The sequence below is a fragment of the Thermocrispum agreste DSM 44070 genome, assembly GCF_000427905.1.
In the GTDB taxonomy this organism is placed as follows: domain Bacteria; phylum Actinomycetota; class Actinomycetes; order Mycobacteriales; family Pseudonocardiaceae; genus Thermocrispum; species Thermocrispum agreste.
Window position 1 is genome coordinate 54,072 of record NZ_ATYX01000006.1, and the last position, 26,728, is coordinate 80,799.

Sequence of the window (26,728 nt, forward strand, 5' to 3'; positions counted from 1 at the left end):
GTACTTCGCCGAAAACCGGCGAAGACATTGGATGGCGCACTTCGCCGGAAGTGTCGTCGAGCGCGTGTGCGTGCGCGGGTGTGATCCACCGGAAGCTCTGAGCCCTCGCTGGTCCCGATGGATAGCAGTTCGGCGTTGGTGGTATTCCCAGGCGACATTCGGCCTGCCAGGAGGTGCCAGTGAACGTGCCGACATCGAGCCCGACGAGAGCGGACACCGTCCGCGCGTGTGCCGTCGTTGTGGCTGGCGTGCTGCAGATCGCCGGCGGGATCGTCGGTGGAATGGGCTTGCTGGGTGAGTCGGTCAGTTCCGTGGCGAATTCCTATCCGACGGTTCTACAACCAGGGGGCGCTGCATTCTCCATCTGGTCGTTGATCTACGCCGCGTTCCTTGTCTTGGCCGTCCGGCAGGTGCTGCCGCGGCAGCGTGCCCGGACGGTGCATCGTCGATCGGGATGGTGGCTGGTCGCGGCAGGGGTGCTCAATGCGGCCTGGATCGTCTTGTTCACGCAGCGCCAGTTCGTCCTCGCTCAGCTGGCGATCGTCGCCTTGCTGTTGTCCCTCGCCTTCGCCGCCGACAAGGTGCGGGCTCCCGGCGGTGGCTGGGCGGACCGGCTGTTGCTGCGCTTGCCGATCACCCTCTACCTGGGTTGGGTCGCCATCGCGACGGTTGCCGGGGCGGGAACGACGCTGGCGGCGGTTGCCACTGCGCCTTCGCCTACCTTGGCGGTCGCCGCGCTCGTGGTGACGGCCGTGCTCGTCATTGCGGGCGTGTTGTGGCTGCCCGCGATCGTCGGATTCGCCGTCGCCGTCTGCTGGGCCTTCGCCTGGATAGCCGTTGCCACCACGGACACCGGGGTCGCTGCCGTCAGCCTTGCCGCCATCGCAGGAGTGGTTCTCGCCGTTGTGATCAGAACGGCTCGCACCAAGAACCGGGGAACAGTTCTGTTCGGTTGAGATTCGAACCGTTGTCAGCGGTGCTGGGATCAGCGCGTGCTGGGAGCGGGTCGACCGAGCGCGAGCAGCAGCACGGCGGGCAACAGGAAGAGCGCGATGGTGCCCACGCCGAACCCGTTGTCATAGTTCTCGGCGACGACACCCCACAGGCCGTAAGCGGCGAGGGCGGCAAACCCTGCCCCGAGGCCCGCGACCGAGGTGACCGTGGCTCGCGCCGGACCCTCCACCGACTCCTGCAGCCTGGCGTCGGCAAGCACGATGCCGTACTGGAGGGCACCGTATCCGAGTGTGATCGGCACGAAACCCCACACCGACCGGGCCAGCGCCCCACCCACGATCATCGCCGTCGCGATCAACAGCATCAGGGCGAGCGGCTGGTCGCTCATCCGGCGGCCACCCAAAGCAGACCCGGTGAGCTGCCCGAGCACGGTCGCGCCGATCACCAGGGGAACAAGCGCGGTCGCGACGCCGACCTCGACGGCCAGCAACGGAAACGCCTCGTCCAGTGCTGTGCACCCGACCAGCACGGCGTAGATCAGCACGCGACGCCGCACCCACGGGGAGCGGCTTGCCTCGCCCGTGCCCGACCGCAACATGGACACCCACCGGCGCCAACCGCCGTCGACCTTTTCCACCCGCGACCGCTCGGGCATCGAAGCGATCAAGGCGACGCCCACCAGCCCGGCACCGGCGGAGACCGCGGCGATCAGCGCATAACCGCCCCACGCGAACAGGGGCGCGGCCGAAACCGTGGCGACGAGCTGCGCCGCCAGCGCCGCGGTGTGGGTGCGCGCCGCCCAGCGTTGGTAGTTGTCCTCCGCGCCGACGGCGGCAAGCTCGTCGTAGAGCAGGGCCTCCGACGTGCCGGAATTCAGCGCCTCCTCCAACGCCCACAGGACGAATCCGATGGCGAAGCCGAGCATGGTCGGCCACACGACCCACAAGGTGAAGCCGATCGCGCGGATGGTCGTTCCCGCCATCAGCAGCCGTCTCCGGGACAGCGTGTCGGCCAGCGCCCCGGAAGGCACCTCCAGCAGCAAGCCCGCCACCATCCACACGGTCAACAACACGGCGATGTCGGCTTCGGACAACCCGCTGTCGGCGAAGAGCACCGCGTAGAGCGGATAGAACGGCACCAGATCGACCGAGGCCTGGTACGCCACGTAACGCCAGCCGATGGAAGCTTCCGTCATGTCGTCGGGTGCGCTCCCTTCACCGGCTCGCACGCCACGACGGCTACCATCGCGACCGTGGACCTCATGATCTTCACTGAGCCGCAGCAAGGCGCCACGTACAGCGATTTGCTGCGGGTGGCTCAGGCTACCGAAGCAGCCGGCCTGGACGGGTTCTTCCGTTCCGACCATTACCTGACGATGGGTGGTTCGGGTCTGCCCGGACCGACCGACGCGTGGACCACGCTGTCGGCGTTGGCGGTGCAGACCAAGACGATCGCCCTCGGCACGTTGGTCACGTCGGCGACGTTCCGGCTGCCGGGGCCGCTGGCCATCGCGGTCGCCCAGGCCGACGTCATGTCCGGCGGACGGATCGCGTTCGGGATCGGTGCCGGGTGGTTCGAAGCCGAGCACACCGCGTACGGCATCCCGTTCCCGTCGGTCAAGGAGCGCTTCGACCGCCTGGAAGAGCAGCTGGAGATCATCACCGGCTTGTGGGCCACCCCGGAAGGCGAGACGTTCTCCTTCCAGGGCAAGCACTACACCGTGACTGATTCCCCGGCGCTGCCGAAACCGGGCCGCCGGATCCCGGTGATCATGGGTGGCACGGGGCCGCGCCGCACGCCGGCTCTGGCCGCCAGGTACGCCACCGAGTTCAACGTGCCGTTCGTCGACGCCGACACCGCCTCCCGTCAGTTCGAGCGAGTGGCGCAGGCATGCGACGACATCGGCCGCGACCCCTCGGAGATGGTGCGATCGCTCGCCCACACCCTGGTGATCGGACGGACCAGCGCCGACGTGGCCAGGCGGGCCGAGGCGCTGGGCCGTTCGCCGGAGGACCTGGTGGGCAACCCACTGGCCGGCACACCGGCGGAGATCGTCGACCAGCTGGGTCAGTGGCGCGACAAGACCGGAATTTCACGCGTCTACCTCCAGATGCTCGAGCTGGACGACCTGGATCAGATCGAGCTGATCGCCAGCGAGGTCGCCCCGCAGTTGCGCTGATGCGGCCCGATCGCCGACGGTGACCGGGGGGCGTCCTCGCGCTGCGGAGACTGGGGGCGTCCTTGCACGGCGGACGCCCAAGTGCCTTCGTGGACTGCCGATGCGTTGAATGTGGTAGCGGCGGTGCACACGACAGTGCTTCGATGTGCGCATGGTTTCTGACGCCGTTGGTTCCGACGCCGCAGAGTCGCACATCGTGACTGCCAGCCGCGAGGTCGCCGCGAGTGCCGAGAAGCTGTTCGACCTGATTGCCGACCCCACACAGCAACCGAGATGGGACGGCAACAGCAACCTGTCCCGAGCAGGCAGCGAGCAACGCGTCGCCAGGGTCGGCGATGTCTTCTTGATGCACCTGACCAGCGGCGGCGTGCGGGAGAACCACGTCGTCGAGTTCGTCGAGAACCGCCGGATTGCGTGGCGTCCCGCCGAGCCCGGCAAGCAACCGCCGGGTCACCTCTGGCGCTGGGAGCTCGAGCCCCTGGGTGAGTCGCGCACCCGCGTCACGCACACCTACGACTGGACGCAGCTGAACGACCCCAAGCGGCTGAGCCGGGCGCGCAGAACGACCGAGGAGAACCTGCTCGCCTCGTTGAACAAACTGGCAGCTCTCGCCGAATCGACCTGACGGCCGTCGCTGCCCGGCCTCATTCCCACACCTGGACAGCGCGCACGACAAAGCGAGTCTGCGGAACGTACGTTCCGCCTCCGGGGTAGGTGGAGAACTCGCCTTCGGTCGAGCAATCCCTGCCCTGGTACACGGTCACGGCTTGGCGCATGCGGTTGACGAACGAGCGTGCGTCGTGGTCGTCCGGCAGCGGAACGCACTCGTCGGGGTTGGCGCTGAGCAGATCGATGCGATGGACGCCGCCCTGATAGTTCTGCTTCTCCCAGCTGCAGAATTCACCGGGGTCGCATTGCTCCTCGGCCACCGCTCTCGCTGCCAGCGCGGGCCGTTGAGCTGCGTCGGCGGACCCCGCCGATGTGAGGCCGGCACCCAGCACGGCACAGATGCCGACTGCGACGACCAATGAACGCCGTGCGTGAATGATCATGCTGCGGATCATGGTTTCCTCCCCCAGAGGTTTTTCCGCGATCAACCCTCGCATGATCACTGCCGGTGCGGCGGGACGCGGACGAATCTGTGGACAACTCGCAAGATCGGTCGAGCTGTCCACAATTTGCGCGCTCGCGCGTGTGTTCCGCGGCATTGTGTGGTACGCCCGCGCGTCCACCCGTGGTGGCGTGGGCCTAGGCTTCGATCCGTGCCCACGGAGCAGTCGACGACCAAGCGCAAGGTTTCCGGGGTCACCTCTTTGGTGATGCTGGGAAGCCTGCTGGCTGTGCTCGTTGCGGTGGTCTTGCTCCTGCAGACGGGCGGCACCAACCTCTCCGGGATCACTGGTCTGCGCGATCCCGGTCCCTTGACGACCTATGGGGTGACGGTCGTGCGGCTGCTGGCGGAAGTGTCCGCGGTCGTGGTCATCGGGTCGTTGCTGCTGGCTGCGTTCCTGGTCCCGCCGCAGCGATCGGGCGTCCTCGCGGCTGACGGGTACGGTGCCGTGCGGACCGCCGGCGTTGCCGCGTGGCTCTGGGTCGTCTTCGCCCTGGCCAGCTCGTTCTTCAGTGCCGCGGAGAGCGCAGGCCGTCCGGTGCAGCAGGTACTCGACCCGGAGGTGTTCGTCGTCCTGGTCGAGGCCCTCTCCGTGCCGCGCGCGTGGCTGATCACCGCCTGCGTGGCACTGATCGTGGCGGTCGGCTGCCACCTGACGTTGACCTGGGGGTGGACGGCCACTCTCTTCGGGTTCTCGTTGCTCGGCTTGGTGCCGCTCGCCCTCACCGGGCACTCTGCGACCGGCGGTGACCACGACGTGGCGACCAACAGCCTGCTCTACCACTTCGTGGCCGCCGCGCTGTGGGTGGGCGGCTTGATCGCCCTGGTCGCGCTCGGCAGGCGAGGCAGCACCAACCTCTCGCTGGCGGCCAGGCGGTTCTCCCGGCTCGCGCTGGTCTGCTGGATCGTCATGGCGGCCTCGGGTGTGGTGAACGGCCTGGTCCGGGTCACCCCCGCAGAGCTGTTCGGCACCACCTACGGCCTGTTGCTGCTGGCCAAGATCGTCGCCTTGGGGGTGCTCGGGGTGTTCGGTCAGCAGCAACGGGTTCGCGGGGTCCGGGCACTCCAGGAAACCGGCACCAGGCGGCCGCTGCTGCAGCTGGCCGGCGTCGAGATCCTCGTGATGTGCCTGACGTTCGGCATCGCCGCCGCGCTCGGCCGTACGCCGAGCCCGGACGAAGCGGCCGTCCCGGGCCGAGTCGAACTGCTTGTCGGTTACGACCTCAGCGGCCCGCCGACGGTGTGGCGGTTGCTGTTCGACTGGCGCTTCGACCTCGTCTTCGGAACGGCAGCGATCGTTCTCGCCGTCCTCTACCTGGCCGGGGTGCGGCGGTTGCACCAGCGAGGTGACCACTGGCCGGTGGGGCGCACCGTGGCATGGCTCGCCGGGTGCGCCACGTTGCTGATCGCGACCTCGTCCGGCATCGGGCGCTATTCGCCGGCGATGTTCAGCGTGCACATGGGTGGTCACATGCTGCTGTCCATGGTGGCGCCGGTGCTGCTTGTCCTCGGCGGTGCCACGACGCTGGCCCTGCGCGCCTTGCCTCCGGCCGGGAAGAGCGCTCCGCCCGGTCCCCGGGAATGGCTGCTCGCCGCGGTGAACTCACCGGTCGCGCGGTTCCTCACCCAGCCGATCGTGGCCATGCTGCAGTTCGTCGGGGTGTTCTACCTCCTCTACTTCTCCGGCTTGTTCGACGTCGCGCTCGAGTACCACTGGGCGCACCTGGCCATGAATGCGCACTTCCTGCTGGCCGGGTACTTGTTCTTCTGGCCGCTGATCGGGGTTGATCCGGCACCGCGCAGGCTGATGCCGCTCGGCAGGCTCGGGATCATGTTCCTGTCGATGCCGTTCCACGCCTTCTTCGGCGTCATCCTGATGAGCTCGCAAACGGTCATCGGCGAGCAGTTCTACGCCCAGCTGAGGCTCCCCTGGGTCACCGATCTGCTCACCGATCAACGCCTCGGCGGCGGCATCGCGTGGGGTTTCGGCGAGATTCCCGCGTTGATCGTGCTTGTCGCCTTGATGGTCCAGTGGGCGCAGGCCGACGAGCGCGAAGCGCAGCGAGCGGAGCGGAGGGCGCGCCGGGCGGGTGACACCGACGAGGAGCTGGCCGCGTACAACGCAATGCTGGCGCGCATGGCGGGCAAGACCAACGACGCGCAGTAGCCGCTGGAGTTGTCCACAGGCACCGGTTGTCCACAGCTGTTCGGTCGCGAGCTGGGTCGAGTCGTCCCATTGCCGCAGTCTGAGTACGGACCAGGCCGGATCAAGGAGTGGGGGAGATGGCAACGGGTGAGACGGTGGTGACCGTCAACGGTCGAGTGGCTACCGACGTCGAGCGGCGCGCCGTCGGTGAAGGCAACGAGATGGCCGGATTCCTGGTGATCAGCACCGAGCGCAAGTTCGACAAGTCGCTGGGCGATTGGGTCGACGGACGCAAGTTCTCGGTGTGGGTCACCTGCTGGCGCCGACTGGCTCGCAACGTCGCCATGTCGCTGTCGAAAGGGGACGACGTGATCGTGTGTGGCCGGCTGCGAACGCGCGAGTACGAGGACGGCGGCAAGACGCGGTACGCGACGGAGCTGGACGCCTACGCGGTCGGACCGAATCTGACCAGGGCGGTTGCCGAGGTGCGCAGGCTTCGTCTCGGCGAAGGGCATCCGAGTGCACAAGCGCAGGCAGCGTAGGGGAGACGATCGGAAGGACAGCGTCGTGCATCAGGCGGACATCGAGGTCACCCGTCTGGCGGGCCCGGTCGGAGCTTCGGCAGCCGACGGCCGCCGAACGACCGCGAGGACGCCGCCTCTACCATCAGACTTCATGACTACAGCGGTACGACGTGCTCGGACGAGCGGGGCGGGGGCAGTCTGACAGATGGCCGAGTTCATCTACACCATGCGCAACGTGCGCAAGACGGTCGGCGACAAGGTGATCTTGGACGACGTCAGCACCGCGTTCTATCCAGGGGCCAAGATCGGCGTCGTGGGGCCGAACGGCGCGGGCAAGTCGACCGTGCTGAAGATCATGGCCGGCCTGGAACAGCCGAGCAACGGCGAAGCACGCCTGCAGCCGGGCGCCAGCGTGGGCATTCTGCTCCAGGAACCGCCGCTGAACGAGGAGAAGACGGTACGCGGCAATGTCGAGGAAGGCCTCGGTGAGATCAAGGTCAAACTCGACAGGTTCAACGAGATCGCCGAGAAGCTGGCGACCGAGTACAGCGACGAGCTGATGGAGGAGATGGGCAAGCTCCAGGAGGAGCTTGACCACGCCGACGCCTGGGAGCTGGATTCACAGCTGGAGCAGGCGATGGACGCGCTGCGCTGCCCGCCGCCGGACGAACCCGTCAAGCACCTGTCGGGTGGCGAGCGCCGCCGGGTCGCGTTGTGCAAGCTGCTGCTGTCCAAGCCGGACCTGCTGCTGCTGGACGAGCCCACCAACCATCTGGATGCGGAGAGCGTGCAGTGGCTGGAGCAGCACCTGGCCAGCTATCCGGGAGCGGTCCTGGCCGTCACGCACGACAGGTACTTCCTGGACAACGTGGCCCAGTGGATCATGGAGCTGGACCGCGGCCGGGTCATCGGCTACGAGGGCAACTACTCGACGTACCTGGAGAAGAAGCGCGAGCGGCTGGAGATCCAGGGCAAGAAGGACGCCAAGCTGGCCAAGCGGCTGCAGAAGGAACTCGAGTGGGTCCGGTCGAACGCCAAGGCGCGTCAGGCCAAGTCCCGTGCCCGCCTGCAGCGTTACGAGGAGATGGCCGCCGAGGCGGAGCGCCAGCGCAAGCTGGACTTCGAGGAGATCCAGATCCCGCCCGGCCCGCGCCTGGGCGACGTGGTCGTCGAGGTGGAGAACCTGCGCAAGGGATTCGACGACCGGGTGCTCATCGACGGGCTGTCGTTCAGCTTGCCGCGGAACGGCATCGTCGGTGTCATCGGGCCGAACGGCGTCGGGAAGACAACGCTGTTCAAGACGATCGTCGGGCTGGAGAAGCCGGATTCGGGGACGGTCCGCATCGGTGAGACGGTCAAGCTGTCCTACGTCGACCAGACGCGTGAGGGCATCGACCCGAACAAGACGGTCTGGGAAGTCGTGTCGGACGGCCTCGATTACATCCACGTCGGCGAGACCGAGATGCCGTCGCGGGCCTACGTCGGCGCCTTCGGCTTCAAGGGACCGGACCAGCAGAAGCCCGCGGGCGTGCTGTCCGGTGGTGAGCGCAACCGGCTCAACCTCGCGCTGACGCTGAAGAAGGGCGGCAACCTCATCCTGCTCGACGAGCCGACCAACGACCTCGACGTGGAGACGCTGGGCTCGCTGGAGAACGCGCTGGAGCAGTTCCCCGGTTGCGCTGTGGTGATCTCGCACGACCGGTGGTTCCTGGACCGAGTGGCGACTCACATCCTGGCCTGGGAAGGTACCGAGGAGAACCCGGCGAAGTGGTTCTGGTTCGAGGGCAACTTCGAGGGGTACGAGAAGAACAAGATCGAAAGGCTTGGTCCTGAGGCAGCCCGTCCGCATAGGGTGACGTACCGGAAGCTGACGCGCGACTGACCAGCGACCGTCGCCGACAACCACCGGAGGCCTTGTGGCTGCAGGTATGCACGATGAGCGGGGGGTTGCCGGATACCCGCGTGACGAAGCGGTAGGCCGAATCGGCGCAGGCACCTCCGCACTGTCGGCCATCAGGCCTGATGTCACCCCCGCCGAGCGGCTGCTCGACCACGGAACGCGGTTGCGGTTCCGTGCCCCGGAGCTGGCATTGGTCTTCGGCGAGCGGGCGGCGGCACTCGCCGAGGCCGCAGGCTCGGAGCACCTGTGGGTCAACGCCGAGGGCTTGTCGGTGTTCGCCCGCATGCGGATGGGGCAGCGGCCGGACGTGGTGCACCGGGCGGTCACGGTGCTGCGCACCGCCGAAGCCGACGGGCACGCCGAGCTGGCGGCGCAGATGCGAGTGGAGCTGGCGGTGTGTGCGCGCAGCGCCGGTGTCCCGCTGACCGGGCTGGCCGCGCTCCGGCCCGTCCTCAGCCAACGCGATCTGCCTGCGGTGTGCCGGGCGCTGGCGCTGATGCAGCTCGTGGGGTGCATGGCGCCGGTGGGCAGGCAGTCGTTCATGGACAGAGCGCTCGCCGAGGCCGACAGGCTGATCCGCTCCGACGCGCAGTTGCCGGACGTCGACCGGATCCTGCTACGGGCCATGGTGGCCAGCAGGACGGCGGCACATCAGCGGCGGCACGGTGACCTGGCCGCGTCGCTGGACACCGGACAGCGCGCCTTGGACCTGCTCGACGGGCTGGATTCCGAGGCACACGACGGCATGCAGCTGCGGGCCCGGGTCGTACTGGACATGGCGTGCGCATTGCTGGACCGTGGCGAGAACCGGCGGGCCATGGACATCGCGCAGCGTGTGCTGTCTCGACCGGCACGCGCCGCCGCGGTGGGGCCGTTGGCCTGGTTGAGGCTCGCCCTGGCGACCCGCCTGCATCTGTCCGCCGGGGAGGCCGAGGCGGCCGGGCGGCTGGTGCGAGACGCGCTGCACAGCGTGCAACGCTACGACCTCACCTGGATCGAGGCCCGGCTGTGGCTCGAGCTGTCCCACGTCGAGGAGGCCGCAGGCCGCGAGCGGTCCGCCCTTCACGCTGCCCGGGAGGCCCGCCGGTGCGAGCACGTGTACGGCCGGGCCCGCCGACAGGCCATCAACGCGCTGACCGGTGAGTTCGGCCGGGGCGAGGAGAGCGTGGTTGATCTGGCTCAGCTGCTGGGCATGGGGGAGCCTCCCTCGGCGCGTGACAGCGGTGCCAGGGGGCAGGAGAAGCCGTCTGCCCACGCGACTGGGGCGGATCGGGCATCGGCGCCTTCCGGCCTGTCCGCGCCCAAGGCTCGGCAGGCGGCAGCTACGGGGCAGACGGCGGCCACGGAGCCGAAGGTGGCTTCGTTGCCGTCGGCGGCGTCGAAAGCAGCTTCCGAGCTGCCGCGCAAGTACGGCAGTGCCGAGCCGGCCGCCGAGACGTCAGGCAGTGGCTCGGCGAAAGACCCTGGAGCGTCGGCGCAGGGCGCGAAGGCGGAGCCGAAGGTCACGTTGCCGTTGCTGAACCTGCCGACCATCTCGCTGCCGAAGGACCTCGATCCCACACTCCACCGCAGCGAGCAGCACGGCCGACCTCCGCTGCGGCTTGCCGGCAGCGGAGCCGGGGGAGAGGGCAGCAGCGCGGCAGAGCCGGCGCAAGCGGGCGGTGGCGGCACCGGCACCGCAGGCGGCTCGGCAGGCGAGGCGACGCCACTCCGGCCCTGGCTTGCCGCGCTCGGGCCGTCGCAGCAGCCCGTGAACGCGTCGTCGGCGCATCGTGCGCATGGGGAGCAGGGCACCGGCCCGCGACGTGGGAACGTCTCCGAAACCCCCGCTGGCAAGGCCGCGGAGACAGCTGCTGGCGGCACGCAAGAGCACCGGGAGCCGGAGCACACGCCGCGGCACCGCCGCTCTGAAGGGGGGACGGCCGCCCGGTCGGTGTTGGAGCGGCTGGGAGTCAAGGTCGGTACGGGGGGAAGAAGGCGCGCACCGGAGTCGTCGACGCCGGGAGCTTCGACGGCGGATTCCTCGGCGACGGAGACGGCCTCCGGGGTGGGGTCCGGCGCCGACCCCACGTCGTCCCTGGCGGGCGCGGCAGCCGAGCAGCCAAGGCTGGGCTCGTCGCGCGAGGCAGCTCCACCCGGCGCGCAGGAAGTGACGTCGATGCTTCCGAGAATTCCGGCGTCCGAGCCTCCGGCCGAGGCGGCGTCGGGCACGGGTGGGAGGCATGCGGCGTCCGGTGAGGACACTCCCGGACGCGAGCACACCTCGGACGGCACGGGCCGCGAGACGGCTTCGGGCGGCACCGGGGAAGAGAAGGCTTCGAGCGGCGCCGGACGAGAAGAGGTCTCCGGACGCAAGGAGGCCTCCGATGCCGCGTCGGCGCGGTCGATCATCGACGAGCTGCTTGCCGCTGCGCGGGCCAGGGACGACCAGAGCGGTTCCTCCTGGCAGGCAAAGCACGCTCAGCAGAAGTCGTCCTCGGACACCAGTCGGGACACCACCACCGGCCACGGGGAGCGTCAACTGCGTGCGGCCGACACGAACACGACCTCGGACGGCTCGGCGCAGACGTCGCCAACCTCGCCCACATCAGGCGCAGACAAGCCCGTCGACTCCGGTGGCCGGTCCAGGACGACGACGGGCCGCACCGAGCCGCCGCGGTTGGACAGCCTGCTGTCCATCTTCCGCGATTGGCCGGATGACGACGAACTTGCCGGGTCGTTGTCCTCGCGGGCACGCCGCTTGCGGGAGGAAAGTGCGGGATCAGGTGAGTCCCGGCGGACCAACGGCCGACGCTTCACCGGTGACGACCGGCCATGGGGCCACCACGGCGATCTCTGATCCGACGACCCCGCTGGTACCGGCTGACGTCAGTTGCGCAGACAGCACACCCAGGTTTCTCGTCCGGCCGACTTCTTGGTCGGCCGTTTTGGTTTCTCGGCCAGCTGGTTTCGGTTTCTCGCCCGGCCGGCTTCGGTTCCACAGCCAGCTGGCTTCGGAGTCTGCGCCGAGGTGTGGACCTCGTCGATGAAAGCTTCCCAGCGCGGGCGAGCCGGCTTCCTGCAGCCCATCCGAGCGCGCCAGTCCGGGCCTCGGCTGTGGTGCCGGCCACGACGGCGCTATCGGCCCAGCGTGATCGTATCGCCCGCCGGTGATCGAACTGCGTGGGCTGCGAGTGCCGAACGTCGCCAGGCTAGGGTGAGAGGCGTTGACTGTGCAGCGTTGCCGCAACGGAGGTTGTTCGCGCCATGACTTCCACCAAGGTCTCCAGCGTGTCACCTGGGGGGTCGGCGGATGCCGACGACTTGGAGGCTCAACGGGATCGACTGGTCGAGGCCGCAGCACAACTGGCGCCGGACATCTCCGACCTGATCCGCGTGTACTTCCGGCACGCCCCGCCGGAGGACATCGTCGACGACTCGCCGGAGGACCTGCTCGCCGCGGTCCGCAGCCACCTGGAGCTGGCCGAGCGGCGCCCCCCGGGCAGGCCGGTGGTGAAGATCAGCAACCCGGCCCGGTCCACCGGCGGCTCCTCGGGTGTCACGGTCGTGCAGATCGTCACCGACGACATGCCGTTCCTGGTCGACAGCGTGGTGGCCAAGTTCGCCAGGTCCGGGATGCCGGTGCAGCGCATCGTGCACCCGATCCTGCTGGCGACCCGGGACGTCACGGGTGCGCTGCAGCAGCTGCACCCGGCCGCGGACCTGGACGACCCGCCGGAGGGCGCCTCGGCGGAGTCGTGGATCTCCGTGGAGGTCGACCAGATCACCGATCCGGAGCGTGCTGCGGCCGTCGAGACCGGCCTGATCTCCGTCATCACCGATGTCCGTGAGGTCGTCGAAGACTCCGTCAAGATGACCGAGACGGCGCTGCAGCTGGCCGACGAACTGGAATCGTCCCCGCCGCCGCTGCCGCCCACCGAAGTGACCGAAGGCGCCGCGCTGCTGCGCTGGCTGGTGGACGGGCACTTTCGGTTCCTCGGCTACCGCAAGTACGAAGTGGTGCGGGATCAACCGGACCCGGTGGCCGAGGACGCGCCGGTGCTCCGCGCGGTCCTGGCGACCGGCCTGGGCGTGCTCCGCCAGGACAGCCTGGCCGCCCGCAAACTCACCGCGGGCACGGACATCGCGAAAACGGCACTGTCCAATAACCTGCTCGTGCTGACGCCGGGCAGCGCCCGGTCGACGGTCCACCGGCCGGTGCGCCCGTACTACATCGGCGTCAAGACCTTCGACGACAACGGCGAAGTCACCGGCGAGCACCGCTTCCTCGGCATGTTCACCACGTCGGCGCTGCACGAGGACGTGCTGGACATCCCGGTGGTGGGACGCAGGGTGCGGGACGTCATCCATCGCGCGGGCTTCCCGATGGATTCGCACTCCGGCCAGGCCATGCTCGAGGTCATTCAGAGCTGGCCGCGCGCCGAGCTGTTCTCCACCGACCCCGACTCCCTCTACGCCACCGCCACCGGCGCGATCGCCCTGGCCGACCGGCGCCGCATCCGGGCCTTCCTGCGCCGTGACCCGTACCGCCGCTTCTTCTCGTGCGTGGTGTTCGTGCCGCGCGACCGGTACAGCACCCGGTCCCGGCAGGCCATGCAGGAGGTACTGCGCGAAGAACTCCAGGCGCGGGAGGTCGAGTTCGCCGTCCGGCTGGGCGAGACGCTGTTCGCCCAGGTGCATTTCACCGCCTACACCGACCCGGACAAGCAGATCGAGCCGGACATGCGCCGCATCCAGCAGCGGCTCACCACGGCGGTGCGCGGCTGGGAGGACCAGCTCATCGAGGCCATTCACGAGGAGCGAGTGGCCGCAGGCGTGCTGCAGAGCCACCGCGACGAGCCGGCCACTCAGCTCGGGGAACGTCTCGCGGCGGCGCTGCCGGAGGCCTACAAGGAGGACTTCGACGCCGTCACTGGCCTGCGCGACCTGCGGCAGTTGGAATCACTGTCCGGGCCGGGCGACCTTGGGATGCAGCTGTACGCCTGCCAGGACGAGCACGACGAGGCCACCCACCGGTTCAAGCTCTACCTGGCGGGTGAAGGGGTCTCGCTGTCCAAGCTGCTGCCGATGCTGCAGAAGATGGACGTCGAGGTCATCGACCAGCGGCCGTACGACATCACCATGCCCGACGGCAGCCGGGCGTGGATCTACGACTTCGGCCTGCGGGTGGACCAGCAGACGCTGGAGAAGGTCGCCGATCCGGAGTCACTCAGCGACCTGGGCAAGCGCTTCCAGGACGCGTTCCGTGCCATGTGGGACGGCGCCGCGGAGATCGACGGGCTCAACGGCCTGGTGCTGCGCAGCGGCTTGACCTGGCGGCAGACGTCGGTGCTGCGCGCCTACTCCCGCTACCTGCAGCAGGCGGGCACCCCGTACTCGCAGGCCTACATCGAGCGGACCGTGCTGGCCAACCCGCAGGTGGCGGCCGCGCTGATCGACCTGTTCGAGCTGAAGTTCGACGTCGCCGACGGCGAGGAGGTGACGCCGGAGCGGCGGAACCGCGTCGAGCAGCGCGCGGCTGAGATCGAGTCGATGATCGACTCGGTGGAAAGCCTCGACGAGGACCGCATCCTGCGCGGCCTGCTCACACTCATCAAAGCCACGCTGCGGACCAACTACTACCGCACCGACGACAACGGCGAGCACCGCTCGTACCTGTCGTTCAAGCTGGAGCCGACGGCGGTGCCCGACCTGCCCGAGCCACGGCCGCGGTTCGAGATCTTCGTCTGCTCGCCCCGGGTGGAGGGCGTCCACCTGCGCTTCGGTTCGGTGGCCCGCGGCGGGCTGCGCTGGTCGGACCGGCGCGAGGACTACCGCACCGAGATCCTCGGCCTGGTCAAGGCGCAGGCGGTCAAGAACTCGGTGATCGTGCCGGTCGGCGCCAAGGGCGGTTTCGTGGTGAAGAACCCGCCCGCGCCCACCGGTGATCCCGCCGCCGACCGGGAAGCCCTGCAGGCCGAGGGGATCGCCTGCTACCGGATGTTCATCTCCGGCCTGCTGGACCTGACCGACAACCGTCGGGACGGCAAGACGGTGCCTGCCCCCCAGGTCGTCCGGTACGACGACGACGACAGCTACCTGGTGGTGGCGGCCGACAAGGGCACGGCGACCTTCTCCGACATCGCCAACGAGGTGAGCCTGGCCTACGGGCACTGGCTCGGCGACGCGTTCGCCTCGGGCGGTTCAGCCGGCTACGACCACAAGGAAATGGGCATCACCGCCCGCGGCGCGTGGGAATCGGTGAAGCGGCACTTCCGGGAGCTGGGCATCGACACCCAGACGCAGGACTTCACCGTGGTCGGCATCGGCGACATGTCCGGCGACGTGTTCGGCAACGGCATGCTGCTGTCCGAGCACATCCGCCTGGTTGCGGCGTTCAACCACTTGCACATCTTCGTCGACCCGGACCCGGACCCGGCGATCTCGTTCCGCGAGCGCAAGCGGCTGTTCGAGCTGCCGCGGTCGACGTGGGCCGATTACGACCGAAGCCTGATCAGCAAAGGCGGAGGCGTGTTCGAACGCTCTGCCAAGACGGTCGTCGTCACCCCGGAGATGCGCCGGGCACTCGGCCTGCCGGACGAGGTGACGAAGCTGACGCCGAACGAGCTGGTCCGGGCGATCCTGCTGGCGCCGGTCGACCTGCTGTGGAACGGCGGCATCGGCACCTACGTCAAAGCGAGCACGGAAAGCCACGCCGACGCCGGCGACAAGACCAACGACGCGGTGCGGGTGGACGGCAACCAGCTGCGGGTCAAGGTGGTCGGCGAAGGCGGCAACCTGGGCTTCACCCAGCGGGGCCGGATCGAGTTCGCCCGCAACGGTGGCAAGATCAACACCGACGCGCTGGACAACTCCGCGGGCGTGGACAGTTCCGACCACGAGGTCAACATCAAGATCCTGCTCGAGCAGGCCATCGCACGCGGCGAGCTGAGCCAGGACGAGCGCGTGCCGTTGCTGGAGTCGATGACCGACGAGGTCGCCGAGCTGGTGCTGCGGCACAACTACCGGCAGAACGCGGTGTTGGGCGTCTCCCGCGCGCACGCCGCCCCGATGGCGTCGGTGCACCAGCGGCTGGTGTCCTACCTGGAGGAGAAGGCGGGCCTGGATCGCCAGCTCGAGGCGCTGCCCAGCAACCAGGAGTTCAAGAAGCTCATCGCCGACGGCGAAGGGCTCACCTCCCCGGAGCTGGCCACCATCCTGGCCCACGTCAAGCTCGATCTGAAGGACGAACTGATCGACTCCGATCTGCCCGACCAGGACGTCTTCGCGCAGCGCCTGCCGCTGTACTTCCCGACGCCGTTGCGGGAGCGGTTCGCCGAGGCGATCCAGCAGCATCCGCTGAAGCGGCAGATCATCACCACCCAGGTGGTCAACGAGGTGGTCGACGGCGCAGGCCTGTCGTACGCCTTCCGCCTGGCCGAGGAGATGAACGCGACGGCGACTGACGCGGTCCGCGCCTACATGGTGGTGACCAGGGTGTTCGACCTGCCTGCGGTGTGGCGGGACATCGAGGCGCTGGACAACGTGGTGTCCACCGACGTCGCCGACCGCATGGTGCTGGAGACCCGCAGGCTGCTGGACCGCGCCGCGCGCTGGTGGTTGTCCTCGCGGCCGCAGCCGCTGGCGGTCGGCGCGGAGATCAACCGGTTCTCCGGGGTGGTCAGGGCGCTGCAGCCGAAGGTGCCGGAGCTGCTGCGTGGCGAAGAGCTGGACGTGCTGAACGCCCGACGCGACGAGCTGATTGCCGACGGCGTGCCGGAGGACCTCGCGGGCAGGGTCGCCGCGCTGCTGTTCACCTACGGCTTGCTGGACGTCACCGAGGTGGCCGAGCTGGCCGAACAGGAAATCGGTGTCGACCGGGAGCGCAGCCCGCTGGAGACCGCCGAGCTCTACTACGCGCTGTCCGAGCATCTGGGCATCAACCGGATGCTGACGTCGGTGACCGCCCTGGAGCGCGGCAACCGCTGGCACGCGCTGGCTCGGCTGGCCCTGCGCGACGACATCTACCTGTCGTTGCGGGCGATCACGCTGGACGCGCTGCGGATCAGCGATCCCGGTGACCCGGTCGACGCCAAGATCGAGCAGTGGGAGCGGGCCAACAGTTCGCGCCTGGCCCGCGCCAGGGTGGCGCTGGACGACATCGCCCGCGTCGGCAAGCTGGACCTGGCCACGCTGTCCGTGGCGACGCGGCAATTGCGCAGCATGGCGCGGTGAGGACGGTGGTCACCCGGGCCCGGTCGTAGCCGGGCCGCTCACCGGGCCGGAACGACCGCCGTCGCACCGGCAACGACCGCGGTCGCACCAGCTCGGTGCCACCGGCCGCAGCCATTCACCAGGCGGCCGGGCCGGGTTGTCCGACGCACCGTCGGCAATTGCCGGTCCGGCCGTCTGCGTGCCCGACAGATGGCGAGCAAACCCGATGGGGCGATTCTCACCGTCGCGTCGGAGCGTTGTCGCGGCGTCCGGAGTGGGTCGGCATAGCGTGAGCGGCGTCATGCGAGTATCACGTCTAGCCACAGTTCTGGTCATGCCTGCGCTGCTGCTCGGAGTGCTGCAGCCGGGCGTGAGCGCGGGCCAGCCGCGCGCGAGTCAACTGCATCTCGTCGTCGAGGACGAAAGTGGTGCCTCGACCGGGGTCGCGCTGGAATGCGACCCGGCAGGCGGCACTCATCCGCGCGCCGACGAGGCGTGCGCCGTCCTGACCGAAACGAACGGTGATGCGGCCGCCGTCTCGTACTCCGAGGATCCCTGCGTGCTGATCTACCGGCCGGTGCACGCGCGGCTCATCGGCCACTGGCAGGGCAGGGCAGTGCGGTACGCCGAGACGTTCCCCAACCGGTGCGTGATGCGCACCGAGAAAGGCCCCCTGTTCGATTTCTGACAGGCCCCGCCCGTTGACGCCCCACCAGTGACTCCCGGGCTGGTGGGGCGTCGTCATGACGACCCGCGTTGGTAGTTTGAGCATGTGACCGCACTGCGCTTCGAGGACCCGGCACAGCGGGAGAACCTGGCGGCGTTCGTGGCCCGCGCGGTCCGGCTGGACGCCCAGGTGCCGATCCGGATGCGTGTGCGGCACAACAGCGGCACGGACACCGTCGGCATGGTGGAGGCGTGGGCGACCACACCGTTCGAGGTCTTGGCGACCAGAGCGGTGCTGGCCGAGCTGACGCCGGCGGACGTGACCGTCAGCGGCAACGAACTGCTCGCGGCCCTCACCGTGGCACGGTCCGCCGAGGTCGACCCAGGTCCGGCGCGCGATCTGCTGTGGCGCTCCGAACTGCCGCCCCAAGGCACCTGGCCGATCATCGACGACGTGCCGGTCTCGGTGATCAGTGACCTCACCGAACGCGGCCTGACCGTGGCCAAGGAGAACGCCGGCCCGATGGGCAACCCGCCCGCATCCCTGCTGGACCAGCCGGTGCTGACCGTGTCCAACGGCGAGGTCGACCTGAAGGTTCCGATGCGGTGCCTGTTCGCGCTGGCGGGCATGGGATTCACCGGCCAGCAGGACGAGCACGCCGACGATGTGGTGCGCGTCCGCGCCAACGAATCCTGGATGCGCATCGACGCCCGCTACGGCGCGGTGGTACGCCGTCGGCACGCCCTGCTGCCACTGGTCTTCTGAGCCATGCCCGGCACGGAAGGCGCGTGAGTCAGCGCCTTGACAACCGAGCACGCCTCACGTCGGTCCGGCCGGGCCCCGGTCGAAGCGCCTAGACCAGCCAGGCCGCCGCGTTGGGCTGCAGTTTGCCGTCCTGTACCTGCGAGCTGGCCAGCAGTACTTCGCCGGGCGGCAGGTCCACCGGTGCGTCCGAGGAGTTCAGCACGCACCGCAACCCGCCCTCTCTGCGCATGACGAAGCACCCCGGGGGAGCGTCTTCCCAGCTCACCGTGTCCCCGGACATCGCGGGGTGGGTCTTGCGCAACCGCAACGCGTCCCGGTAGAGCCACAGCGTCGACGACCGGTCGGCCTCCTGCTTCTCCACCGTGCGGTCGGCCCACTCGACGGGCATGGGCAGCCACGTCCGCTGTCCGGTGGTGAAGCCGAACGGCGGCATGTCACCGGACCACGGCAGCGGGATGCGCGCGACGTCGCGGGAGCCCTGCATGTCCGACGTGCCGCCCGGGTCGGTGCTCTGCTCTTCGGTCAGCGGGCCGTTGGGCAGGCCGAGCTCTTCGCCGTTGTACAGGTAGACCACGCCGGGCAGGGCCAGCTCCACCAGCGCCATGGCGCGTGCCCTGGCCAGCCCAATCTCACCGTCGCCGTACCTGCTGACCTGCCGCCACACGTCGTGATTGCTCAACGTCCACGTGGGCGGGGCACCGACGCTCAGCGGCGCCGCCAGCGAGCGGTCGATCGCGGCACGCAGCTTGTCGGCGTCGAACTCGGTGAGCGCCAGTCGGAAGTCGAAACCCAGGTGCAGCCGGCCGGGCGCGATGTACTGGCTCATCTGCTCGTCGTCGAACGTCCAGACCTCGCCGATGGCAGCCGTTCCCGGGTACTCGTCGAGCACCCGGCGGATGCCCTCGTGCAGTTCCAGAACGCCCTCGTTGTTCAGCCGCGGGTCGTAGTAGTTGGCATGCTCCACCACGTTGAACATCGCCCGCGGGTCCATGTCCGGCAGGTCGGCGGGCTTGGCCATGCCGTGCGCCACGTCGATCCGGAAGCCGTCCACCCCGCGGTCCAGCCAGAACCGCAACGTCCGGTGGAAGTCGGCGACCACTTCCGGATTGCTCCAGTTCAGATCCGGCTGCTCCGGCGTGAACAGGTGCAGGTACCACTGCCCGTCGGCGACCCGGGTCCACGCCGGGCCCTTGAAGCAGCTCTGCCAGTTGTTCGGCGGCTCGTCACCGTCGGGACCCTTGCCGTCGCGGAACCAGTACCTGGCCCGCTCCGGACTGCCCGGCGGGGAGGCCAGAGCGGCTTGGAACCACGGGTGCTGCGAGCTGGTGTGGTTCGGCACCACGTCCACGGTGACCTTGATGCCTCGCGCGTGCGCGTCGGCCAGCAATCGGTCGAACGTGGCCAGGTCCCCGAACAGCGGATCGACGTCGCGTGGATCTGCCACGTCGTAGCCGTTGTCCACCATGGGGGACGGGTAGAACGGTGTCAGCCACACCGCGTCGACGCCGAGATCCTTCAGGTAGTCCAGCCTGCTGCGAATGCCCTCGAGATCTCCCACGCCGTCACCGTTGCTGTCGGCGAACGAGCGGACGTAGATCTGGTAGACGGTGGCGGTGCGCCACCAGTCGAGCGCCTCGGTCACATCCACGAGTTCATCATGCTGTTGGCGGCCATTTCCAGGTACTGCCACAACTGGGTCCGGTACGGCTCTTCGATGCCGCTCTCGTCCACCGCCACCCGCATGCAGCGCAGCCACGCGTCCCGTTCGATCGGGCCGATCTTGTAGGGCGCGTGCCGCATCCGCAGCCGTGGGTGGCCGCGCCGGTCGGAATAGGTGTGCGGGCCGCCCCAGTACTGCATGAGGAACAGCCGCAGCCGCTCCTCCGCCGGGCCCAGGTCCTCCTCCGGGTACAGCGGCCGCAGCACCTCGTCCTCGGCGACTTCCTGGTAGAAGCGGGCGACGAGCTTGCGGAAGGTCTCCTCGCCACCGACCGCTTCGTAGAACGTCTGCTGCTCCTGCTGCTCGGTCACGCCGTCCATCCTGTCACTTCTGCTTGCCGTCGCTGCGCGGCACCAACAGCCGGTACGACGGGGTCTCGAACCCGGCGTCGGTGAGTGCGGTGGTGATGCGTGCCCGCAACGCGCGCTCGACCGCGTACTGCCTGCCCGCTTTCACCTTCACCGTCAGACGCAGCGTGATGCCTTCCGCCGTGATGGAGTTCACACCGAGCAGGTTCGGTGGTTCCAGTACGTCGGCCGAGATGGGTTCCTCGGCGGTGACCTCGGTGGCCACGTCCTGCATGATCCGGCTGGCCCGGTCGATGTCCGACCCCGGTGCGAGCAGCATGTCCACCACGGCGTTGGCGTGCCCCTGGCTGGAGTTGCCGACCCGCAGGATCTCGCCGTTGCGGACGTACCACACGGTGCCGTTGATGTCCCGCAGCGTGGTGATGCGCAGGCCGACCGACTCGACCACGCCACTGGCGTCGCCGAGGTCGACGATGTCGCCCACCCCGTACTGGTCCTCGGCCATCATGAACAGGCCGGACAGGAAGTCCTTGACCAGGTTCTGCGCACCGAAGCCGAGTGCCACGCCCGCGATCCCCGCCGAGGCCAGGATCGGCGCGAGGTTGACGCCCAGCACCGACAGGATCTGCATCACCGCGATGCTGAAGATGAGGAACGACGCCACCGACTTCAGCACCGAGCCGATCGTCTTGGCGCGCTGCCTGCGCCGTTCCATCAGGGTGGAGTTCAGCAGGTTCGGCGCCTTCTCCTTCAACGGCCGCAGCAGTGCAGGCCGCTTCTGGTCGTCGCCTGCTGCGGAGGGCAGCCGGGTGAGCCGGTCGATCAGCCGGTGGATCAGCCATCGCACCAGGAGCGCGACGACGATCGTCAGCACGATCGCCAGTGGTTTGGCCACCAGCCACTCCGCCGAGCCGGCCAGCCAGCTGTTGCCGGTCAGGTGCCACACCTGCTGACACCACGAACCGGCGTCCGCAACGCACTCCGGCGGCTCGTTGAGATCGAGCTGAACCACGGCCGTGACCGCTCCCTTCATGCCACGTTCATTGTCTCGTTCATTCCATCGTCCACACTCGTGCCGCGGCCGCTGTCACGTAACACGTCGCAAAAGAGACGTGCGTTTCTGCTCAAGACATGGTCGACTAGGCGTGGACAGCACGGACTATGCCTGCACGGTACGGAGGTAGTCGAGTGCCGAAGTCAGAGACGATCCCCATACCAGGGGCCACCCGTTCCTCGGGTGGCGGTCCATCCCGGCGCCAGGCGAGGCGGCACAAGGAGGGCCACCATACCAACGGAGACGCCTCGCCATCGAGCCGATTACGCCAGCACTGGACGCGTACCCGCGTGCTTCTGCTGAATGCCACGTTCGAGCCACTGACCGCGTTGCCGCTGCGCCGAGCCATCGTGATGCTCGTCTGCGGCAAGGCCGAGGTGGTTCACGGGCACCCGTCCGGGATGGTGCTGCACTCGGCTTCGGCCACAGTGCCGCTGCCGTCGGTCATCAGGTTGAACAACTACGTGCGGGTACCTTACCGGGCCAAAGTCCCGCTCACGCGCGCGGCCCTGATGCACCGGGACGGCTACCGCTGCGCCTACTGCGGCGGCCGGGCGGAGACCATCGACCACATCGTGCCCAAGAGCCGCGGCGGCAAGCACAGCTGGTTGAACTGCGTGGCCAGCTGCGCCAGGTGCAACCACCGCAAGGCCGACCGGTTGCTGTCCGAGCTCGGCTGGTCGTTGCGGGTCGAGCCGGTCGCACCGCGCGGACCGCACTGGCGGTTGCTCGCCGAAGTGGAACACGCCGCCCCGGAGTGGCGGCTGTACCTCGGCTCGGTCGCCTAGCGGAGGGACCCAGGACACGTCGACGCTCGGCGCGGTCGGTGGGCCGAAACCGGATCGGCTACCCTGCACGCGTGAGCGTGATGGAGACGATCCTGATCTTCGCGGCGATCCCTGCCGCCATCTGCGCCGTCATCGGCCTGCTGACCATGCGGTCGAAGCTGACCGGTCGCAAGCGTTACCGCCCTGGCCAGGACTGGGACTTCCCGCCGCAGTGGTGGAGTGCCCACCCCGGCGTGCTGCCGCCGGCCCCGGAGGGCCTCGACGAATTCGATCCCGACCGTATGACCGTGGGAGGTGCCCGTGGCAGCTGGTGAGGTCACGTTCCCGAAGGTCGACCCGAGCACGCTGGAGCCCGGCGCCGCGATCACGCTCAGCGGCCGGGTCTCCGCCGCCAAGCCGTACGAGCCCGCCGAGCCCGATCACCCGTTCACCCCGGCCCAGCTCGACCGCCTGGACGAGGCGCTGACCCTGGCCAGCCGGGACACCGGGCTGCTCTTCACCATCTACCTGGGCAAGCTCGGCGAGGACAGCCGGGCGGAGGCCGAGCAGCTGCTGCGCCGGCTCGGCAAGGACGCCCCGCGTGCGGTGCTGATCGCCGTCTCGCCGGGGGAGCGGGTGCTCGAGCTGGTCACCGGCGAGGTGGCCTCGGCCAGGTTGCCCGCCCGTGCGTGCAAGCTCGCGGTGATGAACATGGTCGCCTCGTTCAAGGAGGGCGACTTGGTCGGCGGGCTGATCAACGGCCTGCGCATGCTGGACGAGCAGGCGGGTCACATTCGCTGACCGCAGGTACCGGGCGGCCACTGGCGGCTGCCCGGCCGTGTCGGCGGTGACCTGCCGGAGGATCGTTTCGCACGCCCGCAGACCATGGGAAACGTCAGCGCCGGGCCCGGTCGTGCTGCCGGGCCCGGCGCTTTGTCGTTGGCTCAGCCGCGGTCGCAGTCGCGTGCGGCCAGCGCCCGCACGACGGTCGCGCGTCCCTCGGTCACCAGCCTCCGCAACGCGGGCGGCCGCTCCTCGGACAGCCAGGCGTCCGCGGCGGCCACGGTCGAGTCCTCCACCGCCCACGTCGGGAACAGCCCGTTGACCACCGCCTGCGCCCGCTCCGGGCTGCGCCGGCGCCAGACGTCGTCCACCACGGCGAAGTACTGCTTGACGTACTCGGCCAGCAGGTGCTTCTGCCCCGGATGGCTGAACCCGGCGATGATCGCGTCGTTGATGGCGTTCGGCAGCTCGTCGTCGTACACCGCGCGCTCCCACGCCTCGGCTTTCGCCGCCGCCGTGGGCCGTAGTGCCAGCGCCCGCTCGGCGTGACGTTTGCCGGTCGCGGTGTTGTCCCGCTCCAGTTCGGCGTCGATCTCCGCCTTGTCCGCCCTGCCGTGCGCCACCAGCGCGTGCAGCAGCCGCCAGCGCAGGTCGGTGTCGACGGTCAAGCCCTGCAGCGTCTGCGACCCGTCACGCCAGGCTGCCAGCACGTCCAGCGTCTCGGCGTCCAGCACCGAGCCGGTCAGCGCGTTGACGAAGGCCAGCTGGTGGTCCGAGCCGGGCTCGGCGTTGCGCGCCATGTCGAGCACCGCGGCGGTGAACGCTGGCCAGCCTTCCTTGGCGGCCCACTCCTGGTCGGCGTAGGAGGACAGCGCCGTCTGGGCCTGCAGCAACACTCGCTGCACCACACCCACCTCGGTCTCCGCGGGCAAGCCGCGGCAGGCCAGCGCGACGAAGTCACGCGCCTTGAACTCGGCATCCCTGGTCATCTCCCAGGCGGCCGACCAGCACAGGGTGCGTGGCAGCGGCTCGGCGATGTCGCCGATGCGCTCGACGAGCGTCTGCAGCGAATCCGGGTCCAGCCGCAGCGCGCAGTAGGTCAGGTCGTCGTCGTTGACCAGCACCAGTTTGCCGCGCGGCACACCGGCGAGCTCCTCCACGGTGGTGGACTCGCCGTCGATGTCCAGCTCGACCCGGTGGGTGCGCACCAGCTTGCCGTCCACGTCGTCGTAGATGCCGACGGCGATCCGGTGCGTGCGCAGCTCGCCCTTGCCCGGCTTGGCGCCGCCCTGCTTGACCGCGAACCAGGTGAACTTGCCCTCCTCGTCGACTTCGAACGACGGACGCAGCTCGTTCAGGCCGGTGGTCTCCAGCCACTGCGCGCTCCACCACGACAGGTCGCGGCCGGACGCTTCCTCCAGCGCGGCCAGCAGGTCCGCCAGCGTGGCGTTCTGCCAGGCGTGCCTGGCGAAGTAGACCTTGAGCCCGGCCAGGAAGTTCTCCAGCCCCACGTAGGCGACCAGCTGCTTGAGCACCGACGCGCCCTTGGCGTAGGTGATGCCGTCGAAGTTCACCTCGACCGCTTGCACGTCCGGGATGTCGGCGGCAACCGGGTGGGTGGACGGCAGCTGGTCCTGCCGGTAGGCCCACGACTTCTCGATGTTGGCGAACGACGTCCAGGCGTGCTTGTACTCGGTGGCCTCGGCCTGCGCCAGCACGGACGCGAACGTGGCGAACGACTCGTTCAGCCACAAATCGTCCCACCAGCGCATGGTGACCAGGTCACCGAACCACATGTGGGCCATTTCGTGCAGCAGCGTCTCGCACCGCCGCTCGTAGGAGTAGCGGGTGACCCGGCTGCGGAAGACGTAGTCCTCCAGGAACGTCACCGCGCCCGCGTTCTCCATCGCGCCGGCGTTGAACTCCGGCACGAACAGCTGGTCGTACTTCTTGAACGGGTACGGCACGCCGAAATTGCGGTGGTAGAAGTCGAAACCCTGCTTGGTCTCGGTGAACAGCCGGTCGGCGTCCATGTACTCGGCGAGTGACGCACGGCAGTAGATGCCCAGCGGGATCGTCTTGTGCTCGTCGCGGTACTCGTCACGCCATTCCGCGTACGGGCCGGCGACGAGCGCGACCAGGTAGGTGGAGATCTTCTCGGTGGGCTCGAACTCGTGCCGGATCGCGCCTTCCGGGGTCTCGGAGGTGGTCCTGACCGGGGCGTTGGACACCACCTTCCAGCCCCGCGGCGCGATCACCGTCAGCCGGTAGACGCCTTTGATGTCGGGCTGGTCGAAACAGGCGAACATCCGCTTGGCGTCGGCCGTTTCGAACTGCGAGTACAGGTACACGTTGCCGTCGACCGGGTCGACGAACCGGTGCAGGCCCTCGCCGGTGTTCATGTACCGGCAGTCGGCGTCCACGGTGACCGTGTTCTGCTCGGCGAGCTCGGGCAGTGCGATGCCGCGTTCCTCGTCGTAGCCGGAGACGTCCAGCTGCGTGCCGTTGAAAGTCGCCGATCGCACCTGTTCAGCCACGATGTCGACCCACAAGGGTCCGTTCCCGCGAGCCGAGAAGGTCAGCGTGGTGATCGAGCGGAACGTGCGTTCGCCCGGCCTGCCTGCTCCGTCGGTCAGGTCCAGTTCGATGTCGTACTCGGCGTCGCCGACAAGGGCGGCGCGGCTTCGGGCTTCCTCACGAGTCAAGTTGGGGGCGACCACAAAGCACCTCGGTAGTTTGCGCGAAGGAAGGTTGGGATCCAGCAGCATCCAATCACGGATGTCCGACACAGTGACGGGTGTCGCCGCAGGTGGTGGGAACAACGTCGCCACTGTCGTGGTTGGGCATGCGTGAAACGGATTTTCCTGACCGACCGGCAAGGAGTTGTCGATGACCACACCACCTGGCAGCCCGGCGTCGCCGAAGCGGACCAAGGTCGACTTCTACTTCGACCCGATCTGCCCGTTCGCCTGGATCACCTCGCGGTGGATCCTCGAGGTGGAGAAGCACCGCGACATCGACCTGCGGTTCGGCGTGATGAGCCTGTCGGTGCTCAACGAGGGCAGGGACGAGCTGCCGGAGAAGTACAAGGAGCTGTTGGAGTTCGGCTGGGGGCCGGTGCGGGTGGCCATCGCCGTCGAGCAGAAGCTGGGGCAGAAGGCGCTGCGTGACTTCTACACCGCCTACGGCATCCGGGCGCACAACCAGGGCCGTGGCGAGGACCCGTCGATCATTCCCGAAGCACTGGCGGAGATCGGCGCTCCGGCCGAGCTGGCCGAAGCGGCCACGTCCACCGAGTACGACGAGGCGCTGCGGGCCAGCCACCACCGCGGCATGGACCCGGTGGGAGACGAGGTCGGCACGCCGACGATCCATGTCGACGGCGTGGCGTTCTTCGGCCCGGTGCTGCAGTCGATCCCGCGTGGCGAGGACGCGCTCAAGGTCTTCGACGGGGCGGTCATGCTGGCCGGTTATCCCGACTTCTTCGAGCTCAAGCGCAGCCGCACCGGCGAGCTGAAGTTCGACTGACGGCGGGCCGGCCGCCGACGGGGTGAGCCCGGCGGGCCGGAAGCCGGGCCGGCAGGACCGAGTGAGGCGGCCGGCCCGGCCGGCCCGCAAGCAAGCGCGCAGCGCCTGGTGAACCACGCGCCGGGTGTG

General features: G+C 68.8%; 20 protein-coding genes. 14 read left to right on the top strand and 6 right to left on the bottom strand.

What is annotated here, in order from left to right:
• The first annotated feature begins 248 nt into the window (after positions 1–248).
• On the top strand, positions 249–956 hold the full coding sequence (locus YWY_RS19910) for a tryptophan-rich sensory protein (RefSeq protein ID WP_245566526.1): 708 nt from the start codon (positions 249–251) through the stop codon (positions 954–956).
• A gap of 29 nt (positions 957–985) precedes the next feature.
• Here YWY_RS19910 and YWY_RS19915 read toward each other — a convergent pair whose 3' ends face one another.
• Positions 986–2,149: an MFS transporter gene (locus tag YWY_RS19915; protein ID WP_051309569.1), complete on the bottom strand. Its 1,164-nt coding sequence runs from the start codon at positions 2,147–2,149 to the stop codon at positions 986–988.
• Between the two features lie 57 nt (positions 2,150–2,206).
• Here YWY_RS19915 and YWY_RS0102445 point away from each other — a divergent pair, with 57 nt between their 5' ends.
• Together YWY_RS0102445 and YWY_RS0102450 are read left to right on the top strand one after the other, a co-directional pair.
• The gene (locus YWY_RS0102445; protein WP_028846312.1) at positions 2,207–3,133 is read left to right on the top strand and encodes an LLM class F420-dependent oxidoreductase; all 927 of its coding nucleotides are present in this window, start codon (positions 2,207–2,209) and stop codon (positions 3,131–3,133) included.
• Between the two features lie 196 nt (positions 3,134–3,329).
• Positions 3,330–3,758 carry an SRPBCC family protein gene (locus YWY_RS0102450; RefSeq protein WP_245566527.1) on the top strand — a complete coding sequence of 143 codons (429 nt, stop codon included), beginning with the start codon at positions 3,330–3,332 and terminating at the stop codon, positions 3,756–3,758.
• Between the two features lie 19 nt (positions 3,759–3,777).
• Here YWY_RS0102450 and YWY_RS0102455 read toward each other — a convergent pair whose 3' ends face one another.
• Positions 3,778–4,239, bottom strand: a complete 462-nt coding sequence (locus YWY_RS0102455; RefSeq protein ID WP_245566528.1) for a peptidase inhibitor family I36 protein — start codon at positions 4,237–4,239, stop codon at positions 3,778–3,780.
• A 213-nt stretch (positions 4,240–4,452) separates the two neighbouring features.
• Here YWY_RS0102455 and YWY_RS0102460 point away from each other — a divergent pair, with 213 nt between their 5' ends.
• From YWY_RS0102460 to YWY_RS0102490, 7 genes are all read left to right on the top strand, one after another.
• On the top strand, positions 4,453–6,411 hold the full coding sequence (locus YWY_RS0102460) for a bifunctional copper resistance protein CopD/cytochrome c oxidase assembly protein (protein ID WP_084608907.1): 1,959 nt from the start codon (positions 4,453–4,455) through the stop codon (positions 6,409–6,411).
• A gap of 116 nt (positions 6,412–6,527) precedes the next feature.
• Complete coding sequence (gene ssb, locus YWY_RS19920) at positions 6,528–6,932, top strand: single-stranded DNA-binding protein (RefSeq protein ID WP_051309573.1); 405 nt, start codon at positions 6,528–6,530, stop codon at positions 6,930–6,932.
• Between the two features lie 187 nt (positions 6,933–7,119).
• Entirely contained in the window at positions 7,120–8,796 is a 1,677-nt protein-coding gene (ettA, locus tag YWY_RS0102470; protein WP_028846316.1) for an energy-dependent translational throttle protein EttA, read from the top strand.
• Between the two features lie 46 nt (positions 8,797–8,842).
• The gene (locus YWY_RS0102475) at positions 8,843–11,653 is read left to right on the top strand and encodes a hypothetical protein (RefSeq protein ID WP_028846317.1); all 2,811 of its coding nucleotides are present in this window, start codon (positions 8,843–8,845) and stop codon (positions 11,651–11,653) included.
• Positions 11,654–12,060: 407 nt separating this feature from the next.
• Positions 12,061–17,028 carry an NAD-glutamate dehydrogenase gene (locus YWY_RS0102480; RefSeq protein ID WP_028846318.1) on the top strand — a complete coding sequence of 1,656 codons (4,968 nt, stop codon included), beginning with the start codon at positions 12,061–12,063 and terminating at the stop codon, positions 17,026–17,028.
• A 313-nt stretch (positions 17,029–17,341) separates the two neighbouring features.
• The gene (locus YWY_RS19925) at positions 17,342–17,695 is read left to right on the top strand and encodes an SSI family serine proteinase inhibitor (RefSeq protein WP_051309575.1); all 354 of its coding nucleotides are present in this window, start codon (positions 17,342–17,344) and stop codon (positions 17,693–17,695) included.
• 84 nt (positions 17,696–17,779) lie between these two features.
• Entirely contained in the window at positions 17,780–18,439 is a 660-nt protein-coding gene (locus tag YWY_RS0102490; protein ID WP_028846319.1) for a DUF8185 domain-containing protein, read from the top strand.
• 88 nt (positions 18,440–18,527) lie between these two features.
• On the opposite strand, the gene YWY_RS0102495 is transcribed toward YWY_RS0102490, so the two are convergent.
• The 3 genes from YWY_RS0102495 to YWY_RS0102505 are packed head-to-tail and all read right to left on the bottom strand — an operon-like array spanning position 18,528 to position 21,479.
• Positions 18,528–20,081 (bottom strand): glycoside hydrolase family 13 protein, encoded by a 1,554-nt coding sequence (locus YWY_RS0102495; RefSeq protein ID WP_028846320.1) that lies wholly within the window; start codon positions 20,079–20,081, stop codon positions 18,528–18,530.
• Positions 20,078–20,470 (bottom strand): globin, encoded by a 393-nt coding sequence (locus tag YWY_RS0102500; RefSeq protein ID WP_245566529.1) that lies wholly within the window; start codon positions 20,468–20,470, stop codon positions 20,078–20,080. The genes YWY_RS0102495 and YWY_RS0102500 overlap by 4 nt, the downstream gene beginning before the upstream one ends.
• 13 nt (positions 20,471–20,483) lie before the next feature.
• Complete coding sequence (locus tag YWY_RS0102505; protein WP_038044386.1) at positions 20,484–21,479, bottom strand: mechanosensitive ion channel domain-containing protein; 996 nt, start codon at positions 21,477–21,479, stop codon at positions 20,484–20,486.
• 332 nt (positions 21,480–21,811) lie between these two features.
• Here YWY_RS0102505 and YWY_RS0102510 point away from each other — a divergent pair, with 332 nt between their 5' ends.
• The 3 genes from YWY_RS0102510 to YWY_RS0102520 all read left to right on the top strand — a co-directional run bounded on the left by YWY_RS0102510 (position 21,812) and on the right by YWY_RS0102520 (position 23,089).
• The gene (locus YWY_RS0102510) at positions 21,812–22,309 is read left to right on the top strand and encodes an HNH endonuclease (protein ID WP_028846323.1); all 498 of its coding nucleotides are present in this window, start codon (positions 21,812–21,814) and stop codon (positions 22,307–22,309) included.
• A gap of 80 nt (positions 22,310–22,389) precedes the next feature.
• Positions 22,390–22,623, top strand: coding sequence for an aa3-type cytochrome oxidase subunit CtaJ (gene ctaJ, locus YWY_RS0102515; protein WP_245566540.1), 234 nt, complete (start codon positions 22,390–22,392; stop codon positions 22,621–22,623).
• The gene (locus tag YWY_RS0102520) at positions 22,610–23,089 is read left to right on the top strand and encodes a DUF5130 family protein (RefSeq protein WP_028846325.1); all 480 of its coding nucleotides are present in this window, start codon (positions 22,610–22,612) and stop codon (positions 23,087–23,089) included. The genes ctaJ and YWY_RS0102520 overlap by 14 nt, the downstream gene beginning before the upstream one ends.
• A gap of 143 nt (positions 23,090–23,232) precedes the next feature.
• Here the strand turns inward: YWY_RS0102520 and pepN are convergent, their stop codons facing one another.
• A complete protein-coding gene (pepN, locus tag YWY_RS0102525) occupies positions 23,233–25,791 on the bottom strand; it encodes an aminopeptidase N (RefSeq protein WP_028846326.1) in 2,559 nt (852 codons plus the stop codon).
• A 169-nt stretch (positions 25,792–25,960) separates the two neighbouring features.
• On the opposite strand from pepN, the gene YWY_RS0102530 reads away from it, so the two are divergent.
• Entirely contained in the window at positions 25,961–26,599 is a 639-nt protein-coding gene (locus YWY_RS0102530; protein WP_028846327.1) for a mycothiol-dependent nitroreductase Rv2466c family protein, read from the top strand.
• The last annotated feature ends 129 nt before the right edge of the window (positions 26,600–26,728 follow it).

Bases quoted from the DNA above. Each gene is read 5' to 3' on its own strand.
- ettA (WP_028846316.1), top strand. From the start codon at position 7,120: ATGGCCGAGTTCATCTACACCATGCGCAACGTGCGCAAGACGGTCGGC.
- YWY_RS0102480 (WP_028846318.1), top strand. From the start codon at position 12,061: ATGACTTCCACCAAGGTCTCCAGCGTGTCACCTGGGGGGTCGGCGGAT.
- YWY_RS19925 (WP_051309575.1), top strand. From the start codon at position 17,342: ATGCCTGCGCTGCTGCTCGGAGTGCTGCAGCCGGGCGTGAGCGCGGGC.
- ctaJ (WP_245566540.1), top strand. From the start codon at position 22,390: ATGGAGACGATCCTGATCTTCGCGGCGATCCCTGCCGCCATCTGCGCC.
- YWY_RS0102455 (WP_245566528.1), bottom strand. From the start codon at position 4,239: ATGCGAGGGTTGATCGCGGAAAAACCTCTGGGGGAGGAAACCATGATC.
- YWY_RS19915 (WP_051309569.1), bottom strand. From the start codon at position 2,149: ATGACGGAAGCTTCCATCGGCTGGCGTTACGTGGCGTACCAGGCCTCG.
- YWY_RS0102460 (WP_084608907.1), top strand. From the start codon at position 4,453: ATGCTGGGAAGCCTGCTGGCTGTGCTCGTTGCGGTGGTCTTGCTCCTG.
- ssb (WP_051309573.1), top strand. From the start codon at position 6,528: ATGGCAACGGGTGAGACGGTGGTGACCGTCAACGGTCGAGTGGCTACC.
- YWY_RS0102475 (WP_028846317.1), top strand. From the start codon at position 8,843: ATGCACGATGAGCGGGGGGTTGCCGGATACCCGCGTGACGAAGCGGTA.
- YWY_RS0102530 (WP_028846327.1), top strand. From the start codon at position 25,961: ATGACCACACCACCTGGCAGCCCGGCGTCGCCGAAGCGGACCAAGGTC.